The 3877-nt window shown below is 65.7% G+C and carries 4 protein-coding genes; all 4 read left to right on the top strand.

From position 1 onward, the window contains the following. Window positions 1-171 precede the first annotated feature (171 nt). Window positions 172-543: a hypothetical protein gene (locus tag VMX79_11430; GenBank protein HUV87709.1), complete on the top strand. Its 372-nt coding sequence runs from the start codon at window positions 172-174 to the stop codon at window positions 541-543. A 25-nt stretch (window positions 544-568) separates the two neighbouring features. Beyond that, window positions 569-1651, top strand: a complete 1083-nt coding sequence (locus VMX79_11435; GenBank protein ID HUV87710.1) for a linear amide C-N hydrolase — start codon at window positions 569-571, stop codon at window positions 1649-1651. 3 nt (window positions 1652-1654) lie between these two features. Continuing rightward, entirely contained in the window at window positions 1655-2359 is a 705-nt protein-coding gene (locus VMX79_11440) for an L-2-amino-thiazoline-4-carboxylic acid hydrolase (protein HUV87711.1), read from the top strand. Window positions 2360-2397: 38 nt separating this feature from the next. Then, the coding region (locus tag VMX79_11445; GenBank protein HUV87712.1) for an NAD(P)/FAD-dependent oxidoreductase at window positions 2398-3877 on the top strand (1480 nt) is incomplete at its 3' end.

The raw sequence follows: 3877 nt of genomic DNA on the forward strand, positions 1-3877 counted from the left end.
CCGCGGCTTCCAGTGGCGTTTTGAACAAGATTGATTTTCCGGGTGCCTCGAGTCATTAAGGGCTTGTTCGCAAGCCCTTTTTATTTTAGATTAGGCGGCGAGCCAACTCGCATCCTTAATACTTAATGCGACCCGAGCTTCACGCTGTCGCGGAAAGGACACCTCGGAGATATGAACGGAGAACCGGACGTCGCGAGGGAACACCGTCAACGCCACCGCCTGCAGGGCCTGTTCTGGGCGAGCGTGCTCATCTGGGCGGGGATAATATTCACGGCCGAGAGTACGGGCCGGCTGCCGCAGCTGGGCCACGCCGGCCCCTGGAACTGGCTCTTCTTCGGCGCCGGCCTGCTCGCCCTCCTCGGCGCGCTGTGGCGCGGGGTCTCGCCGACGTACGCGCGGCCGGTTGTCGGCAACTACATCTGGGCCGGCATCCTGATAATCATCGGCCTGAGCGGCGTCGTCGCCGTGAAGATAACGTGGCCGGTGGTGCTGCTGGCGCTCGGCATAATACTTTTGGCCAACGCGCTGCTCCGGCGGCGCTAAGGCCGGGGCACCTAGGAGATTAGCCATGAATATCAAAACGCGCGTCGCCGCGCCGGCGCTCGGCATTTTGCTCCTCGCGGCCGCCGCCCTCCCTTGCACGGCGTTCTACATCTACGCCGGCGACGAGGCCGTCGTCGGCAAGAGCTTCGACTGGTCCGTCTGCGACGGCCTGGTCGTCGTAAACAAACGAGGCATCGCGAAGGAGGCGCTGGTCGGCGACGACAACCCGGCGCGCTGGACTTCGACGTACGGCAGCGTCACGTTCAACCAGTACGGCCGGGAGATGCCGCTGGGCGGCATAAACGAGGCCGGCCTCGTAGTCGAGGTGCTGTGGCTCAAGCAGGCGGAATACCCGGCCCCCGACGAGCGGCCCGCTCTCGGCTGCCTGCAGTGGGTGCAGTACATGCTCGACACCTGCGCCACGGTGGAGGAGGTCCTCGCCGCCCGGGAGGAAGTCCGCGTCGCCGATGACGGTACGGGGCGGTTGCACTACTTCGTCGCGGACGCCGCGGGAGGTTGCGCCGTGGTCGAGTTCGTGGAAGGCAAAGCCGTAATCTCCGCCGGCGACGACATGCCCGTACGCGCGCTGGCCAACAGCACCTACGACGACTCGCTCTCTTTCCTTTCCATGTACGAACAGAAGGAGGGCACGCCCGAAGACATTGCGGGCGACGGCTCGCTGGAGCGGTTCTCGCGGGCGGCGATAGCGGCGACGAATTTCGACCCGGCCTTCCTGGACTCCGCGACCACCGCCGATTACGCCGCCGGCGTCCTAGACGACGTCGCCTCGCCGGCCGAATCGCAGTGGCGCATCGTCTACGACGTCAACGACCGTCTCGTATATTACCGCACCCGGGAGAATATGGAAACCCGTTGGCTCGAGGCCGACGCGTTCGACTACTCGCCGGCGACGCCGGTCACGATATTCGATATGAACGCCCCCGGCGGCGGCGACGTTACCGAGAAATTCGTCGACTACACGTACGAGGCCAACCGCGCGCTCATCGACGCCGCGTTCGCCGGGACCGAGTTCCTGAAGGAAGTACCCGAAGAAGTCCGCGAGGCGATGGCAAGGTATCCGGAGACGACGGGAGCGCCCGAGGAGTAACGAATGGACGTTAAGAATTTAAAAAATTACGGCGTCGACGTCGCCACGACGATGGCTTCCTTGCCGCCAGCGGTACGGGAGAAGATGGAGGCTGTGAGCCGCCGGCTCGTGCTGAAGCGCGTCGGCCTGTTCCGGTCTTTGCGGCTCCCCGGCCTTATCCGGGAGGAAGAGGCGAAGATGCGGGACGTAGACCTCGCGCCGCTCCGGGGGCGGGGCCTAGATAAAGAAGAAGTCCGCGCGGGGGTGCTTTCGCAAGTCGCGGCCTTCGCCGCCGTCGCGCGCCTCGCCGGGACCGAAAAGGCCGTCGCTATTTTCGAAGAGATAATACGCGAGGTCGGCGCCGAGCTGTGGGCGGCGCAAGCACCGGCCGCCGCCGATTTCAAAAGCGGCGGCGACGCGTTCGCGGCCTTCCGCGCCTACTTCGACGCGACGATGGAGGCCAACCGGCGCGCCGGCGTCCTGGAATACGACGTGGGCGAGGACGGCGACGACGCCGTCCAGTACGACGTTAGCTCTTGCGTCTTCCTCGAGCTGGCCGCGCTTCTGGGGTACCCGGAGGCCGCCCGGCATCTCTGCCTCGCCGACGACGTCTACTTCCCGGACGAGTGCCGGAAGATCGGCTTGCGCTTCGTCCGGACCGGCACGCTGGCGCGGGGCGACCGCCGCTGCGATTTCCGCTTCGAGCGCGAGCCGAAGGCCGCCGGCTGAATAGAAAAGCAGCGCTACGACGAGACGAAGGAGTAAACGTGTCCGAAAAGTCCATCGCCATTATAGGCGCCGGCATCGCGGGCCTGGCGGCCGGGTGTTACGGCCGGATGAACGGTTACGCGACGCGCATCTTCGAGATGCACACCCGCCCCGGCGGCCTGTGCACGTCGTGGAAGCGCGGCGACTACGTCTTCGACGGCTGCCTGCACTGGCTCGTCGGCTCGAGGGAGGGCCGGTTCCACAAATACTGGCGCGAGGTGGGCGCGCTGGCCGGCGCGGAGATAATAGACTTCGAGCCGTTCTTCGCGTACGAGGCGGCCGACGGCCGGACCGTCACCTTCTACAACGACCCCGGCCGCTTGCAAGAGCACCTGCTCGAGTTGGCGCCCGAGGACGCGCGCGAAATCAAGAAATTCGCCCGGGCGGTCAAACGCGCGGCCTCTTTCGACCTTCCGCTAGACAAGCCGCCCGAACTTTACACCTTCGGCGACCGGTTGAAGATGTTCGGCGCTATGCTCCCCTATATGGGCCTGTTTATGAAATGGGGCCGCCTCTCGCTGCGGGACTTCGGCGCCCGACTCAAGAGCCCGCTGCTGGCGGAGGCCATGACGTACGGCTTCTGGCCCGACGCGGCCGTATTCTTTTTCCTCGCGACACTGGCCTGGATGTGGCGGCGCAACGCGGGGTATACGGTCGGCGGCTCGCTCGCGTTCTCCCAGCGCATCGAGAAGAGGTACCGCGAGCTGGGGGGCGAGGCCACCTACGGCGCCCGGGTCGAGAAAGTATTGGTGGAAGACGACCGCACGGTCGGCGTCCGGTTGACGGACGGGACCGAATATCGAGCGGCCTACGTCATCTCGGCCGCCGACGGCCGCACGACCATCTTCGACATGCTGGAAGGCCGCTACGTCGACGACAATGTCCGCGGCTACTATGGCGGCGAGCTGCCCATCTTCAAGCCGCTGGTGTACCTCTCGTTCGGCGTCGCCGACGCGCTCGAGGACGCGCCACACTACCTCACCTTCAACTTCGCCTCGCCGCTACAAATTGCGGGCGAGGAGGTCCGGCGGGCGTCGCTCCGCGTTTACAACTTCGACCCCACCCTCGCGCCGGCGGGCAAGACCGTCGTGACGGTCATGTTCGAATCGAACTACGACTACTGGAAGAAGCTGCGCGACGAGGACGCGGCGCGCTACCGCGCGCAGAAGGATAACGTCGCCGCGGCCGTCCTTGACGAGCTCGAGCGCCGCTTCCCCGGCATCAAGGACAAGGTGGAAGTACGCGACGTCGCGACGCCGGCCACGTTCGAGCGCTATACCGGCAACTGGCAGGGGACGTACGAGGGTTGGGTGATATCGCCCGCGACGCTCACGCTGCAGATGAAGAAGACGCTGCCCGGGCTGGCGAACTTCTCGATGGCCGGGCAATGGGTGATGCCGGGCGGGGGGCTGCCGCCGGCGGTGCTCGCGGGCCGGCAGGTCATCCAACTTATATGCCACGGCGAAGGCCGCGAGTTCG

This window comes from bacterium (assembly GCA_035529855.1).
GTDB lineage: Bacteria > RBG-13-66-14 > B26-G2 > WVWN01 > WVWN01 > WVWN01.

Bases quoted from the DNA above. Each gene is read 5' to 3' on its own strand.
- VMX79_11430 (HUV87709.1), top strand. From the start codon at position 172: ATGAACGGAGAACCGGACGTCGCGAGGGAACACCGTCAACGCCACCGC.
- VMX79_11440 (HUV87711.1), top strand. From the start codon at position 1,655: ATGGACGTTAAGAATTTAAAAAATTACGGCGTCGACGTCGCCACGACG.
- VMX79_11435 (HUV87710.1), top strand. From the start codon at position 569: ATGAATATCAAAACGCGCGTCGCCGCGCCGGCGCTCGGCATTTTGCTC.